Origin of the sequence: Guyparkeria halopsychrophila, assembly GCF_044582135.1 — a bacterium.
In the GTDB taxonomy this organism is placed as follows: domain Bacteria; phylum Pseudomonadota; class Gammaproteobacteria; order Halothiobacillales; family Halothiobacillaceae; genus Guyparkeria.
In genome coordinates this window covers 27496-41980 of the sequence record NZ_JBDODP010000018.1, presented here as the reverse complement: position 1 = coordinate 41980, position 14485 = coordinate 27496, and the positions used below count along the sequence as shown (strand labels likewise).

Genomic DNA, 14485 nt, shown 5'->3' with positions numbered 1-14485 from the left:
GTTTATATTCCCATGCGTCGATACAAGGTGACTGCTTGAGAAGGCAACATCATGATCGAGGTGAGGGCCCATCGCGCCCGCTTTCCTGGCTTTTCCGCGGCCTTCCAGTCGTCGGGGCGTGGCCCTGGCCGATCACAACGGTCTGTTGGGCGAAGGCACGGCTAACATGCCGAGTGATATTCATAACACGCGGGTGAATGCGTTGGAAGGAAACGACACTTTCCTTGTCTTCGTGCAGGGTGCCGGTGGCGCTGATTCCACCAAGCGCTTGCTGGACGACGATAGCGCCGTCTCGGCCCGGGGTGGCGTGGCGGTATGGGCGGCGGATACGCTGGAGGTCAGATAACTGACCCGTCGCGCCCGGGGGGCTGTCCCCGGGGGCTGTCCCTAGCTGTCCCTGGCGAGCAAAAGAAAGCCCCGCGGTCCGCGGGGCTTTCCCGGTGCGAGCGGCCGGCCAGGAGCCTCTTATTTCTCGTCGCCGGGTTCGACCGAGCTCACCACCATCTGCGGGAACGGGATGGTGATGCCGTTGGCATCGAAGGCTTCCTTGATCTGCTGTTGCAGGTCGGACTTGATCGTCGGCATGTCGGCCGAGCGAATCCACGGACGTGCCAGCAGGTCGACACTCGATGCGCCGAACTGGTCGACCAGCACGGCCGGAGCGGGGTAGTTGAGGACGCGCTCGTCGTTCTCGAACACACGCATGATCAATTCCTTGGCCTTGGCGATGTCGTCGGCATAGTCGATGCCGATCGCCAGATCCAGGCGACGGGTATCGCGCACGCTGTAGTTGGTGATCGCCGAGGCGTAGAGCTGGCCGTTGGGCACGATCAGTTCGACGTTGTCGGGCGTGTTCATTCGGGTGTGGAAGATGCCAATCTCGTTGACGGTGCCCATCAGCCCCTCAGAGACGATGAAGTCGCCGGCCTTGAATGGACGGAAAATCAGCACCATTACCCCGGCGGCAAAGTTGCCCAGCGAGTCTTTCAGTGCCAAGCCAACGGCGATGCCGGCGCCGGCGACCAGGGCAACGAGCGAGGTCGTGTCCAGGCCCAGCTGCGACAAAGCGGCAATGGCGACGAACAGCAGGAACGCGGTGCGTGCCAGGGCGACGACAAACCCCACCAGCATCTGGTCGAGGCCGCCGCGCCCCATGAGCCTGGCCAGCCAGGGGCTGCCGGCCGTGGCGATGAAGTAGCCGCCGACGGCGATGGCGACGGCAATTACGATCTTGATGATCCAGGGCAATATATACAGGGAGAAAAAGCCTGCTTCTTCCATCACGGTCCCTCTCTGATTTGCATTATCGTGCGTTTTGGGTGGAAGGAGGGGATTGGGTGTCCTGTCTGGGCACCCTCTCGTTCGCTTCGGGTGGGTATGTTAGCGAGCCGCAAACAAAAACACCGCCCGAAGGCGGTGTTTTTTACGTCAGGCGTTGGAAACGCTTTACTGGGCAGTGCCCTGTACGGTGATTTCAACGCGACGGTTCTGGGCGCGACCTTCACGGGTCTGGTTAGTGGCGACCGGGTTCGATTCGCCCATGCCCTGGGTCTCGATCCGGTTGCTCGGAACGCCCTGGTCAACCATGTAGTTCTTGACGGTCGCGGCGCGACGCTCGGACAGGCCCTGGTTGTACGCGTCGGTACCGATGCTGTCGGTGTGACCGACCGCTTCGATGTTCGCGACGGCGTTCAGGTCACCCATGTCGCGGACCAGCGCGTTCAGGGTGTTTTTACCTTCCGGCTTCAGGTTCGACTTGTCGAAGTCGAAGTAGGTGTCCGCCTCGAGGGTGATGGTCTTCATCTCCGGTGCCGGAGCCGGCTCGACGATCGGCTTCGGCGCCGGCTTGGCCTGGACGATCAGTTCCGGGTTGCACGCTTCAATCGCGGTTTCGCTGTTCAGCGTACCGTGATTGTTGTACAGGCAGGTGCCATGGCCGGTCATTACCGGGTCGCCGCTGCTGTTAAACACGTACGGGGAATTACCCCCGGCGAGGGCTTGGCCAGAGAAGGCAAACGTGGCTGCAACGGAGGCAGCGATCACGGTCAATTTCTTCATCTGTGAAATCTCCTTGTTTCTTTGAGGTCAGAGATGACTTTTTAGAGTCGCTAGGAATAGCGCGATTCAGGTCCGACATGGGTTGAATCTCACCCGGATAGTAGCCGCCCCTTCCGGCAAAGTGCAAAAATAGCGCCGATTGATTGCGTAAATCGGTATCAAGATCGAGCAGGGGTGGTTGCACCCCTGGGTGGAAGGAGTGTCCGTTGGTGATTTCGACGTATCTTGGAGTGGGGGTTTGTTTTGCTTAAGACGATGAAATACAAGGACAAACGGCTGCATGTCCTCGACCAGCGGCTTTTGCCTCACCGGGTCGAATGGCTGTGTTGTTCAGGCGCAACGTGCGTGGCAAAAGTGATACGGGAGATGGCGGTGCGCGGGGCGCCTGCCATCGGGGTGGCGGCGGCTTATGGTTATTTGCTGGCCGCGCACGCGGCGATTGCTCGGGGTGACGAGCTCACCCCGACGACGCTTGGGTCAGCCTATCGCGAATTGGCCGCCGCGCGTCCGACGGCCGTCAATCTGGTCTGGGCCTTGGATCGCATGGTTGCCTGCCTGCGTTCGGTCGAATCGCTGGAGCGTGACGAACGGCTGCGTCGTTTGACTGACGAGGCGCAATCCATCGAGGCGCGTGACGTCGAGGCGAATCTCGCCATGAGTCAGCTGGGGGCGGGGTTGATCGATCCCGGCGCCGATCGGGGCTGGGTGCTTACTCATTGTAATACCGGCGCGTTGGCCACCGCGGGGCAGGGCACGGCGCTGGGTGTGGTCCGCGATGCCTGGGCGGCCGGGCGGTTGGAAGGGGTGTATGTGGACGAAACCCGTCCCTGGCTGCAGGGCTCGCGGCTGACGGCCTGGGAGTTGCAGCAGGAATCGATTCCCTACCGCCTTATTTGTGACAGCGCCGCGGCGAGCGTGCTGGCCGCCGGTCAGGTGAGCTGGGTGATCGTGGGGGCCGATCGGGTCGCGGCAAATGGCGATGTGGCGAACAAGATCGGCACGTACGCGCTGGCCGTGCTGGCACGACATCATGGCGTGAAGTTCATGGTGGTCGCGCCGCGTTCGACGATCGATCGCGACTGCCCGGAAGGCGGGGCGATCGAGATCGAGCAGCGGCCGGCATCCGAGGTAAGTGAAATCGCGGGACGGCCGGTGGCCCCCGAAGGGGCCGATGTTTATAACCCGGCCTTCGATGTCACGCCGGCCGGGCTGATCGATGCCCTGGTTACCGAGGCCGGGGTGGTGCATCGCCCGGATCGAGCCGGGGTTGCGCGCCTGTTCGACTGACGAGCCGGCTGGGGCAGCCCTGCAAGGGGCGCTCTGTGGTACGATAGCGCGGTTTGCCGGCACCCCCATCCGACCGCAGCCACAAGGGCTCTGTGGCGGTCTCGCGGGGTTGCGGTGACCCGGCGGGAGCGATGCTCGAAGGTAGTTGCCTTCTCGCCTCGCTGCAGCGGTCGAAAAGATCGCGCCGTTGAATCAGGACACTCGTGGGTACCAGGACACTCGAATGACTCAGTTCGCTCAAGAAATCTTCCCGGTCAATCTCGAAGACGAGATGCGGCAGTCCTATCTCGATTACGCCATGAGCGTGATCGTGGGGCGTGCGCTGCCGGATGCCCGAGACGGCCTCAAGCCGGTACACCGCCGCGTCCTCTACGCCATGCGCGAGCTGGGCAACGAGTGGAACAAGCCCTACAAGAAATCCGCGCGTGTCGTCGGTGACGTCATCGGTAAGTATCACCCGCACGGGGATTCGGCGGTCTACGACGCGCTGGTGCGCATGGCGCAGGATTTCTCCATGCGCAAGATGCTCATCGACGGCCAGGGCAACTTCGGCTCGGTCGACGGCGATGCCCCGGCCGCGATGCGTTACACCGAAGTGCGCATGGCGAAGATCGCCCACGAGCTGCTCGCCGACATCGACAAGGAAACCGTCGATTTCATCGACAACTACGACGGTTCGGAATCCGAGCCGCAGGTCCTGCCCGCCCAGTTCCCGAACCTGCTGGTCAACGGCTCGTCGGGCATTGCGGTGGGCATGGCCACTAATATTCCGCCACACAATCTCGGCGAGGTGCTCGACGCCACCGTCGCGATGATCGACGACCCGGCGATCAACGACGACGACCTGCTCGCGTACGTGCCGGCCCCCGACTTCCCGACCGCCGGCATCATCAATGGCGCGGCCGGCCTGCGTGATGCCTACCTCACGGGTCGTGGCCGCTGCGTGATGCGTGCCCGCGCCGGGTTCGAGGACAGCGAGAAGACCGATCGCACTTCGATCGTGATCACCGAGCTGCCGTACCAGGTCAACAAGGCGCGCCTGATCGAGCGCATTGCCGAACTGGTGCGCGAGAAGAAGATCGACGGTATCGCCGAACTGCGTGACGAGTCCGACAAGGATGGCATGCGCGTCGTGATCGAGTGCAAGCGTGGCGAGATGCCCGACGTGCTCCTGAACAACCTCTACCAGCAGACCCAGTTGCAGAGCGTGTTCGGCATCAACATGGTCACGCTGATCGACGGCCAGCCGCGCACCGTCGGCCTGCGCGAAATCCTCAATGTCTTCCTGCGTCATCGCCGCGAAGTCGTTACCCGGCGGACCATCTACGATCTGCGCAAGGCGCGGGATCGGGCCCACATCCTCGAGGGTCTGGCCGTGGCCCTGGCGAACATCGACCCGATGATCGCCGTGATCAAGGCGGCGCCCACCCCGGCCGAGGCGAAGATCAAGCTGCTCGAAGGCACCTGGGAGTCCGGCGTGGTTCGCACCATGCTCGAGAAGGCCGATGCCGCCGCCTCGCGTCCCGAGGCGCTGGGCGACGCGTTCGGCCTGCAGGAAGACGGCAGCTATCGGCTGTCGACCGAGCAGGCCCAGGCCATTCTCGAGATGCGGCTCAACCGACTCACCGGTCTCGAGCAGGACAAGATCGTCGAGGAATACGCCAACCTCCTCGAACGCATCATCGACCTGCTCGATATCCTGCGCTCGGAAGGCCGCCTGATGCGGGTCATCCGCGAAGAGCTGATGCGGATCCGGGATGAGTACGCCGATGCGCGTCGCACCGAGATCATCGTCGACTACGAAGACCTCTCGATGGAGGATCTGATCGCGGAGGAAGACCGCGTGGTCACGCTCTCTCGTGAGGGCTACATCAAGACCCAGTCACTGACCGATTACCGTAGCCAGCGGCGCGGTGGCCGAGGCAAGGCCTCGACGCGCATGAAGGACGAGGATGTCATCGAGCAGTTGCTGGTGGCCAGCACCCACGCCTGGGTGCTGATGTTCACCAACTTCGGCCGGGTCTACTGGCGCAAGGTCTACCAGTTGCCGCAGGGTGCCCGTGGCGCGCGTGGTCGGCCGGTGGTCAACGTCCTGCCGCTGCAGGACGGCGAGCACATCAACACCATGCTGCCGATCCGCGAGTTCGTCGACGATCACTACATCTTCTTCGCCACGCGCAATGGCCAGGTGAAGAAGACGCCGTTGGTCGACTTCTCCCGTCCGCGTCAGGCCGGCATCATCGCCATCGATCTGCGCGAAGGCGACCGGCTGATCGGCGCGGCGCTGACCGATGGATCCCGCGAGATCATGCTGTTCTCCAACGCCGGCAAGGCGACGCGTTTTGCCGAGGAAGACGTGCGGTCGATGGGTCGTACCGCGGCAGGTGTGCGAGGTATTCGCCTGCAGGACAAGCAGTTCGTGGTCTCGTTGATCGTGGTCGACGAAGGCGAGGTGCTCACGGCCACCGAGCACGGCTATGGCAAGCGCACCCCCACCGACGACTTCCCCGTGTACAACCGGGGCGGGCAGGGCGTGATCGCAATCAACACCAGTGAGCGCAACGGCGAGCTGGTCGGCGCGGTGTTGGTGCGCGAGTCCGACGAGGTGATTCTCATCTCGAACCGCGGTACACTCGTGCGCACCGAGGTGTCCCAGATTTCCTCCCTGTCGCGTAATACCCAGGGCGTGACCCTCATCCGTCTGGGCAAGGACGAGTGTCTGGTTCAGGTCGAGCCGGTCGCGGCCATGGAAGACGAGGGCGACGAGGAAGTCGAGGATCAGGACGCGGGGGAGTGATCTCCGCCGTGGCCGTTGCCACCCCAATCAGCCCGCTCGTTGCGGGCTGTTTTCGATTGAATGATGGACTAGGCGAACGCTCGCCCGGTCGCTTGTTTTCCGTTTCTGTTCAGGAGTAGTCATGGCTCGCGTTTACAACTTCAGCGCCGGTCCGGCGATGTTGCCCACCGAGGTACTTACCCGCGCGCGGGACGAGATGGTCGATTACCAGGGCACTGGCATGTCGGTCATGGAAATGAGCCATCGAGGCAAGGATTTCGTCGGCATCGCCGAGCGGGCGGAAGCCAACTTGCGCAAGCTGATGAACATCCCGGACAACTACAAGGTGCTGTTCCTGCAGGGCGGCGCCTCGACTCAGTTCGGCGCGATTCCGCTGAACCTGGGCAACGGCTCGGGCAAGGCCGACTACCTGAACACCGGCCACTGGTCGGTCAAGGCGATCAAGGAAGCCAAGCGCTTCGTCGACGTCAATGTGGTCGCCGACACCAAGCCGGAAAACTTCACCACGCTGCCGGCCGAGGGAGAGATTAAGTTCTCCAGTGACGCCGACTATGTCCATTACACGCCGAACGAGACCATCGCCGGCGTCGAGTTCCCCTACATCCCCGACACCGGTGACGTGCCGCTGGTCGCGGACATGTCCTCCACCATCCTGTCGCGCCCGATCGACGTCTCGAAGTTTGGTGTCATTTACGCTGGTGCGCAGAAGAACATCGGCCCGGCCGGCCTGACCATCGTCATCGTCCGCGAGGACCTGATGGGCAAGTCACGCGACAACACCCCGGCAATGCTCGACTGGGCCACCCAGGCGGAAGCCGACTCCATGTTCAACACCCCGCCGACCTATGCCTGGTACATGGCGGGCCTGGTGTTCGAGCATCTGCTCGCCAAGGGCGGTCTCGAGGAAATGGGCAAGATCAACCAGCGCAAGGCCGAGAAGCTCTACGCCGCTATCAACGACAATCCGTTCTACAGCAACCCGGTCGAGCCTCAGTATCGCTCCTGGATGAACGTGCCGTTCATGCTGGCCGACGATGCGCTCGACAAGACCTTCCTCGAAGAGGCCGGTCGTCAGGGCCTGGTGACGCTCAACGGTCACCGCTCGGTCGGCGGCATGCGTGCCAGCATCTACAACGCCATGCCCGAGGCCGGCGTCGATGCCCTGATCCACTTCATGAACGACTTCGCCAAGCGCCACGGCTGAGCCTGGCTCGCCTCGCTGTCAGCCACTGTTTTCAAGGAATCCGTCATGTACAAGATTCACACCCTCAATGCCATCTCCAACAAGGGCCTCGAGCGCCTGCCGACCGACCAGTACGACATCGGTGCGGAACTGAACGACGCGGACGGCATCCTGGTCCGCTCGGCCAAGATGCACGACATGGACCTGCCGGATTCGCTGCTGGCGATCGGTCGTGCCGGCGCCGGCGTCAACAACGTCCCGGTGGACAAGATGACCGAGCAGGGCGTGGTCGTCTTCAATGCCCCGGGCGCCAATGCCAACGCGGTCAAGGAACTGGTCATCGCCGGCATGCTGATGTCGATCCGCAACATCGGCCCGGCCTGGGACTTCGCGCGCAAGCTCGAGGGTTCCGACGAGGAGATCAACAAGGCGACCGAGGCCGGCAAGAAGCACTTCAAGGGCTTCGAGCTGCCGGGTCGCACGCTGGGCATCATCGGCCTGGGCGCGATCGGCGTACGCGTGGCGAACTCCGCCAAGGCGCTGGGCATGCGCGTGATCGGCTTCGACCCGGGCATCAGCGTCGAGCGCGCCTGGGAGTTGTCGCCGGACGTCCATCAGGCGGGCAGCGTCGACGAGGTTCTGGCCAAGGCCGATTTCGTCTCACTGCACGTACCGCTGGTCGATGCGACCCGTGACCTGATCAACGCCGAGCGTCTGGCGTTCATGAAGGACAACGTCGTGGTCCTGAACTTCGCCCGCGCCGGTATCGTCAACGAGCAGGCCATGGTCGACGCGCTGGACAACGGCAAGGCCCTGTCCTACGTCTGCGACTTCCCAACCAACCTGACCAAGAACCACCCCAAGTGCCTGGCTCTGCCGCACCTGGGTGCGTCCACCGACGAGGCCGAGGACAACTGCGCGGTCATGGTCGCCGACCAGGTGCGCGACTACATCGAGAACGGCAACATCAAGAACGCGGTCAACATGCCGCACGTTCAGATGGCCCGCTCCGGTGCGCAACGCATCGCGATCGCCAACCTCAACCGCCCGGACATGGTCGGTCAGATCTCGCACATCCTCGGCAAGGCCGGCGTGAACATCGAGCATTTGGTCAACGAGTCGCGCGACAAGGTGGCCTACACCCTGCTGGACGTCGACCGCGAGGTGCCGGCCGCGACCCGCGACGAGTTGGCGGCCATCGACGGCGTTCTGCGCCTCCGCCTGCTCTGATCCCCGTTCGGGCCCATGGGCGGCATACCAGCCAAGTCCGCGGCTGACGCGGCATTGCCCGAGAGCCTGGACGAGGTGCGGGTGCTGATCGACTCGATCGATCGGCAGATTCTCGACCTGCTCAGCCAGCGTGCGCGCCTGGCCGAGCAGGTCGCGTTCATCAAGGAGCGCGATCCCGCGCATCATTCGGGGCAATCGTTCTATCGGCCGGAGCGCGAGGCGCAGGTGCTTTCCCGCATCCGCGACCTCAATCCCGGTCCGCTGGACGACGACACCGTCGCCTGGCTGTTTCGCGAGATCATGTCGGCCTGCCTCGCCCACGAGCGGCCGCTGGCGATCGCGACCCTGGGGCCGTCGGGCACGTTCTCCGAGTTGGCCGCGGTGGCGGCCTTCGGCCACGGCGGCCGGTTGCAGTTCGAGCCGGGCATCCCCGAGGTGTTCCGGGCGGTTGCCGCCGGCAGCGTCGACTACGGTGTGGTGCCGCTGGAGAACTCCACCGAGGGCAGTGTCTCGGTCACGCTCGACTCACTCGCCGGCAGCGACCTGCTGCTCTGCGGCGAGGTGTCGCTGCGCATCGATCAGCAGTTGATGGCGCACCCCCACGCGGCTGGCGCCCCGCGCGTGATCGTCTCGCACGCCCAGTCGCTGGCCCAGTGCCGTGAGTGGCTCGATGCCCATTTCCCGGGCATCGAACGCATGGCCGTGGCCAGCAATAGCGCCGCCGCCCAGCAGGCGGCGTCCGACCCCGAGGTGTTTGCCATCGGCCCGGCCTTCGCCGCCGAGCGTCACGGGCTGGTGGTGCGCGCATCGAACATCCAGGACAACGTCCAGAACACCACCCGATTCGCCGTACTTGGTCGCGAGCCGGTCGCGGCCTCGAACAACGACAAGACCGCTTTGCTGCTGTCGGTGACCAACGAGCCCGGCGCGCTGACACGGCTGTTGCTGCCGCTGTCCGAGGCCGGTATCGACGTGCTGCGCATCGAGTCACGTCCCGCCAGGGACCGTGTCTGGGATTACGTCTTTTTCATCGACATCGCCGGTCATCGTGACGAGCCGGCGGTGGCCGCCGCGCTCGAACAGTTGCGGCCCCATTGCGGTCAATTGCGCGTGCTGGGGTCCTACCCGGTGCCGGTCATCAGCCAGCCGGGAGGCGAATGATGGGCCAGGCCGAGAACGCGTTGTCGTTCGGTCGGGTGCGCGCCTGTGTCGCGGCCATCCGGCCCTACGTCCCGGGCAAGCCGGCCGAGGAGGTCGCGCGCGAGTACGGCATCAGTGACGTGCTCAAGCTCGCCTCGAACGAGAACCCCTTGGGTCCGTCCCCGCGTGCCGTCGAGGCAATCCAGGCCGCGCTTGCCGATCTGCACGTCTATCCGGACGGCAGCGGTTTTCACCTCAAGCGCGCGATCGGCACGCACTTCGACATCCACCCGGAGCAGGTCACGCTGGGCAACGGCTCGAACGACGTGCTCGAGCTGGTCGCTCGCGCCTACCTCGAGCCGGGTGTCAACGCCGTGTTCTCCGAGCACGCCTTTGCCGTCTACGCCCTGGCCACCCAGGCGGCCGGTGCCGAGGCGAAGGTGGTGCCGGCGCGCCCGGCCGACGACCCGGAGATGCCTTTCGGTGCCGAGCTGGAGGCGATGGCCGCAGCGGTCGACGAGCGCACCCGCGTGCTGTTCCTTGCCAACCCCAACAATCCCACCGGGACCTGGGTAGAGGCCGCCGACCTTCGGGCGCTGCTGGATACCGTGCCACCGCAGGTGGTCGTGGTGCTCGACGAGGCGTATACCGAGTACGTCGATGACCCGGCCTTTCCGGATGGCATCGAGCTCCTCGCGCACTACCCGAACCTAATCGTCACGCGCACCTTCTCGAAGATTTTCGGCCTCGCCGCGTTGCGCGTGGGGTTCGCCGTCAGTGACCCGGCGATCGCCAGCCTGCTCGATCGGGTGCGTCACCCCTTCAATGTCAACGCGCTCGCCCTGCGTGGTGCCGAGGCGGCGCTCGAGGACGGCGCATTCATCGCCCGCAGTCGGGAGGTCAACCGGATCGGCTTGGCCCAGTGGACAGCCGCCGCTGAGGCGAACGGCTGGCAGACCGTCCCCAGCCGGGCGAACTTCATCACGGTGATCACGCCGTTTGCCGCCGGGCGGGTCTTCGAGGCCCTGCTGCGCGAGGGCGTGATCGTTCGACCGCTGGGTGGGATGGAACCCCGTGGCGGCTTGTCGCAGGCGTTGCGGATCACCATTGGTACCGAGGAGCAGAACGCCCGTGCCATCGACGCGCTTGAGCGCGTGCTGGCCCGGTTGTCCGACGAGGACGCGTCGGCATGATGTTCCGCCGGCTGGCACTGATCGGCACCGGCCTGATCGGCGGTTCGCTGGCCCTGGCCCTGCGCGAGCGGGGAGAGGTAGGTGAGGTGGTCGGCTACTCGCGCCGACTCGACACCCGCCTGGCCGCCGAGCGCCTCGGCCTGATCGACCGGCCGGCCGATTCGATTGCCGAGGCGGTCGAGGGGGCGGACCTGGTGTTCCTGGCTACGCCGGTCAAGGCGATGGATGCGGTGCTCGGCGAGTTGGCGAGCTGCCTGCCGGATGGCGCGTTGATCACCGACGGCGGCAGCGTGAAGGGCGCGGTGGTCGAGCGGGCGCGGGCGCATCTGTCGGCCGAGCAACTGGCCCGATTCATCCCGGGGCACCCGATTGCCGGGCGCGAGCGTAGCGGGCCGGAGGCGGCCACCGCGGAGCTCTACCGCGGTCACCGCGTGATCCTCACACCGATCGAGGAAAACCGCGCCGAGGACATCGCGCGCATCGAGGCGATGTGGCAGGCGACCGGTGCCCGTATCGAGCGGCTCGACGTGGTCCATCACGATCACGTGCTCGCCGCCACGTCCCATCTGCCGCATGCGGCCGCCTACGCGATGGTCTCGGCACTCGCCCGACTGGCTGAGCGCTACGAGGTCTTTCGCTACGCCGCGGGCGGCTTTCGCGACTTCACACGTATCGCCAGCTCCGATCCGGTCATGTGGCGGGACATTTGCCTCGACAACCGCGACGAGATCCTGGTGATGCTCGATCATTATCGAGCCGAGCTCGACTCCCTGCGGGGCATGCTTGAGTCCGCCGATGGCGCCAAGATCGAGCATTATTTCCACGAGGCGAAGGCCGTGCGTGATGCCCTGTATCCCGTGGCCCAAGCTAACGAGGCCAACGGGGCCAGTCAGGCCAACGGAATCAGCGAGACGGGCAAGACCAGCCGCTGAACCGTCGATAGGCCCGAACCCATTCCTTTTTCAGTCCAACCCCGGATGACCGCGCCATGACCGCAGTTCATGAACCCGCTTCCCTGATCTATCGCAGCACCGCCGCTCAAACGCTCGAGGGCGAGGCGCGGGTGCCGGGCGACAAGTCGATTTCGCATCGCTCGATCATGTTCGGCTCGCTGGCCGAGGGCACTACCGAGATCAGTGGTTTTCTCGAGGGCGAGGACAGTCTCAATACCTTGCGCTGCTTTCGGGCCATGGGAGTCTCCATCACCGACCCCGAAGCCGGTCGGGTGACCATCGAGGGTGTCGGCTTGCATGGCTTGAAAAAGCCGGGAGAGCCGCTCTACGTCGGCAATTCGGGCACATCGATGCGCCTGATGTCCGGCATCCTCGCCGGGCAGGCCTTCGATACGGTGCTTGAGGGCGATGCCTCGTTGTCGCGCCGGCCGATGAAACGGGTGATCGACCCGCTTGCTGCGATGGGCGCACGCATCGACTCCGGCCCCGAGGGGCGTTCGCCGCTAAATATCCACGGCGGGCAGTCGCTCAAGGCGATTGATTACGCGATGCCGATGGCCAGTGCACAGGTCAAATCCTGCGTGCTACTGGCCGGCCTCTACGCCGAGGGTTCCACCTGTGTGACCGAACCGGCCCCCACGCGCGACCACACCGAGCGCATGCTCTCTGGCCTGGGTGTGGGCGTTAAGCGTGACGGCGCGCGCGTCTGCATCGAACAGGCCGACCCGGCGACACGTCGGCTGGAGGCGCGTCGCCTGGAAGTCCCGGCGGACATCTCCTCGGCGGCGTTTTTCCTGGTGGCGGCGAGCATCGTCCCCGACTCGGAGATCCTGCTGACCCACGTGGGGCTGAACCCGACCCGCACCGGCGTGATCGATATTCTCAAGGCCATGGGCGCGGATATCCGCATCGAGGGCCGTCGCGAGGTCGGTGGCGAGCCGGTGGCCGACCTGCGTGTCAAGAGCGCCGCATTGCACGGCATCGAGATCGACGAGGCATTGGTGCCGCTGGCGATCGACGAGTTCCCGGTCATCTTCGTCGCCGCGGCCTGTGCGACGGGGCGGACCGTGCTCACCGGGGCCGAGGAGTTGCGGGTCAAGGAATCCGATCGGATCGCGGTGATGGCCGACGGCCTGCAGAAGCTCGGCATCGATGCGACCCCGACCGCCGATGGCATGATCATCGAGGGACGCGGCGAGCCGACCCCGTTCGGGTCGGCGACCATCTACGCGCAGGGCGACCACCGCATCGCGATGGCATTCGCCGTCGCCGGGCTCAAGGCCCGTGGCGAGGTCACCATCCACGACTGCCAGTTCGTCGAAACCTCGTTCCCGGGGTTTGCCGAGTTGTTCAACCGATTGGGTGGGTGCCTGGAGCTTTCGCGGCACTGAGGCTGGAAAGTCAGCGGGTTTATTCGCCATTGGCCTGCGGCTGATTGAAGGGTGCGTCTCCGTTATGCCTTGCCTCGTGAGCCTCGGGCGGCCGGGGCGAAGCGACAGGGATGTCGCTTCGAGGTTCGCCGCGACAGGAGGTCGCGTCGAACCGGCCCCGAAAAGCCGTCCGAGGCTCACGAGGCCGCGGGCCTCGTCGTGAGGTCCGCGCGCCCGAAGGGCCAAGGCATGGGGTGTCCTTCTTTTTGCCCCTTTTCTTGGACAAGGCAAGAAAAGCGGCTCGCGCGCCCGGCACCGCGGTCGGAACATAGTGACGACAGTTGGCTGGCGTGCGAAATCCCACCCGACGGCTTGAGGAGCGTTCCTTGCCGAAGGGCGGGGTTGCGCAACGGATCGTGGATAGCCGACCGCCACGCCACGTCGGGTAATGTAGCAACATCAGGAGAATTTAATGGTACCGGTCATCACCATCGACGGCCCCAGTGGTTCGGGCAAGGGCACGATCGCCCGGCGATTGGCCGCCCGGTTGGGCTTCGGCATGCTCGATTCCGGCGCACTCTATCGGCTGACGGCACTGGCCAGTCAGAACGCGGGCCTTGCGCCGCAGGCGCCCGAGATCGTCGACATCGCGCGGCACCTTGATTGCTGCTTCGACGAAGAGGGCAAGGTGTTTCTCAATGACGAGAACGTCAGTCGGGAATTGCGCACCGAAACCACCGGCGCGATCGCCTCACAGATTGCCGCACGTCCCGAGGTGCGGGAGGCGTTGTTGCAGCGTCAGCGTGATTTTGCCAAGGCGGCGGGACTGGTCGCCGATGGCCGTGACATGGGCACGGTGGTCTTTCCGGAGGCCCCCGCCAAGATCTTTCTCGATGCCAGCGCCGAGGTGCGCGCCGACCGGCGTTATAAGCAGTTGATCGAGAATGGATTCGATGCTAGTTTTACCGCCCTCGTCGAGGAGATTCGTCAGCGGGATGAGCGGGACCGGAATCGTTCGGTCGCGCCGCTCAAACCGGCGGAAGATGCGTTAGTCGTTGATTCCAGCGATCTTTCCATTGACGAGGTGGAGGCCACGTTGTGGCGCTACATCCAGGATCGGCTCGCCGATCGGGATGCGTAGTGACACGGCGGGGCCGTTGACTCGTGTTTTTGTACGGGCAATGCCGCCCGCTCATCAACAAACAGTTGGTTCTGGCAAACCCAGGGAAGGATAAGCCAGCATTTTTTAACCACGACGGACAGCTACAGGAACG

The 14485-nt window shown here is 64.7% G+C and carries 12 protein-coding genes; 10 read left to right on the top strand and 2 right to left on the bottom strand.

Annotated features, from left to right (window positions below; all coding sequences use genetic code 11):
* Window positions 1-118 precede the first annotated feature (118 nt).
* Window positions 119-346: a hypothetical protein gene (locus ABGV18_RS08905; protein ID WP_396585714.1), complete on the top strand. Its 228-nt coding sequence runs from the start codon at window positions 119-121 to the stop codon at window positions 344-346.
* Between the two features lie 119 nt (window positions 347-465).
* Here ABGV18_RS08905 and ABGV18_RS08900 read toward each other — a convergent pair whose 3' ends face one another.
* Together ABGV18_RS08900 and ABGV18_RS08895 are read right to left on the bottom strand one after the other, a co-directional pair.
* Entirely contained in the window at window positions 466-1281 is an 816-nt protein-coding gene (locus tag ABGV18_RS08900; protein WP_396585735.1) for a mechanosensitive ion channel domain-containing protein, read from the bottom strand.
* A gap of 165 nt (window positions 1282-1446) precedes the next feature.
* The gene (locus ABGV18_RS08895) at window positions 1447-2058 is read right to left on the bottom strand and encodes an OmpA family protein (protein ID WP_396585713.1); all 612 of its coding nucleotides are present in this window, start codon (window positions 2056-2058) and stop codon (window positions 1447-1449) included.
* A 255-nt stretch (window positions 2059-2313) separates the two neighbouring features.
* Between ABGV18_RS08895 and mtnA the strand changes: the two genes are divergently transcribed.
* The 9 genes from mtnA to cmk all read left to right on the top strand — a co-directional run bounded on the left by mtnA (window position 2314) and on the right by cmk (window position 14352).
* Window positions 2314-3345 (top strand): S-methyl-5-thioribose-1-phosphate isomerase, encoded by a 1032-nt coding sequence (gene mtnA, locus ABGV18_RS08890; protein ID WP_396585734.1) that lies wholly within the window; start codon window positions 2314-2316, stop codon window positions 3343-3345.
* Between the two features lie 223 nt (window positions 3346-3568).
* Window positions 3569-6142: a DNA gyrase subunit A gene (gene gyrA, locus ABGV18_RS08885; protein ID WP_396585712.1), complete on the top strand. Its 2574-nt coding sequence runs from the start codon at window positions 3569-3571 to the stop codon at window positions 6140-6142.
* A gap of 121 nt (window positions 6143-6263) precedes the next feature.
* Complete coding sequence (gene serC / locus ABGV18_RS08880; RefSeq protein WP_396585711.1) at window positions 6264-7346, top strand: 3-phosphoserine/phosphohydroxythreonine transaminase; 1083 nt, start codon at window positions 6264-6266, stop codon at window positions 7344-7346.
* A 45-nt stretch (window positions 7347-7391) separates the two neighbouring features.
* Window positions 7392-8555, top strand: a complete 1164-nt coding sequence (locus ABGV18_RS08875; RefSeq protein WP_396585710.1) for an NAD(P)-dependent oxidoreductase — start codon at window positions 7392-7394, stop codon at window positions 8553-8555.
* A 15-nt stretch (window positions 8556-8570) separates the two neighbouring features.
* Window positions 8571-9716: a prephenate dehydratase gene (gene pheA / locus ABGV18_RS08870; RefSeq protein WP_396585709.1), complete on the top strand. Its 1146-nt coding sequence runs from the start codon at window positions 8571-8573 to the stop codon at window positions 9714-9716.
* On the top strand, window positions 9713-10888 hold the full coding sequence (gene hisC, locus ABGV18_RS08865; RefSeq protein WP_396585708.1) for a histidinol-phosphate transaminase: 1176 nt from the start codon (window positions 9713-9715) through the stop codon (window positions 10886-10888). The genes pheA and hisC overlap by 4 nt, the downstream gene beginning before the upstream one ends.
* The gene (locus tag ABGV18_RS08860) at window positions 10888-11820 is read left to right on the top strand and encodes a prephenate dehydrogenase/arogenate dehydrogenase family protein (protein ID WP_396585733.1); all 933 of its coding nucleotides are present in this window, start codon (window positions 10888-10890) and stop codon (window positions 11818-11820) included. The genes hisC and ABGV18_RS08860 overlap by 1 nt, the downstream gene beginning before the upstream one ends.
* 56 nt (window positions 11821-11876) lie before the next feature.
* Entirely contained in the window at window positions 11877-13232 is a 1356-nt protein-coding gene (aroA, locus tag ABGV18_RS08855; RefSeq protein ID WP_396585707.1) for a 3-phosphoshikimate 1-carboxyvinyltransferase, read from the top strand.
* A gap of 451 nt (window positions 13233-13683) precedes the next feature.
* The gene (gene cmk, locus ABGV18_RS08850) at window positions 13684-14352 is read left to right on the top strand and encodes a (d)CMP kinase (RefSeq protein WP_396585706.1); all 669 of its coding nucleotides are present in this window, start codon (window positions 13684-13686) and stop codon (window positions 14350-14352) included.
* The last annotated feature ends 133 nt before the right edge of the window (window positions 14353-14485 follow it).